This window comes from Terrabacter sp. LjRoot27, assembly GCF_964254175.1.
GTDB lineage: Bacteria > Actinomycetota > Actinomycetes > Actinomycetales > Dermatophilaceae > Terrabacter.
On record NZ_CAXUSS020000007.1, the window covers coordinates 1 to 667 of the forward strand.

The window sequence follows — 667 nt, forward strand, 5'->3', positions numbered from 1 at the left end:
ACGGTACTTGTCCGCTATCGGTCACCAGGGAATATTTAGGCTTAGCAGGTGGTCCTGCCAGATTCACACGGGATTTCTCGGGCCCCGTGCTACTTGGGAAATCCACCGGGAGTCCACACCATTTCGTCTACGGGGGTCGCACCCTCTATGCCGAGCCATTCAATGCTCTTCGACTATGACGCAGATTTCTTACTCCCTACCAGCATGTCAGCACTGGATGGCGGGTCCCACGACCCCGAACGTGCAACGCCTGACAGCTATCACACACGCCCGGTTTAGCCTCATCCGCTTTCGCTCGCCACTACTCACGGAATCACATGTTGTTTTCTCTTCCTGTGGGTACTGAGATGTTTCACTTCCCCACGTTCCCTCCACACACCCTATATATTCAGGTGCGGGTGACTGGACTTGCCTCCAGCCGGGTTTCCCCATTCGGAAATCCTCGGATCACAGTCTGGTTATCGACTACCCGAGGCTTATCGCAGATTCCTACGTCCTTCTTCGGTTCCTGGTGCCAAGGCATCCACCGTGTGCCCTTAAAAACTTGACACTACAAAGATGCTCGCGTCCACTGTGAAGTTCTCAAAATACAACCGGCACCCCACACCCACCACAAGCACAGCTCGCGATCTCGGCAGGGCCCACAACCAGAAAAACCAGCCCACAC

The 667-nt window shown here is 55.0% G+C and carries 1 rRNA gene; it reads right to left on the bottom strand.

Annotated features, from left to right (window positions below):
• A 23S ribosomal RNA gene (locus ACSQ2D_RS21570) occupies nucleotides 1-550 on the bottom strand; the annotation flags it as partial.
• Between the last annotated feature and the right edge of the window lie 117 nt (nucleotides 551-667).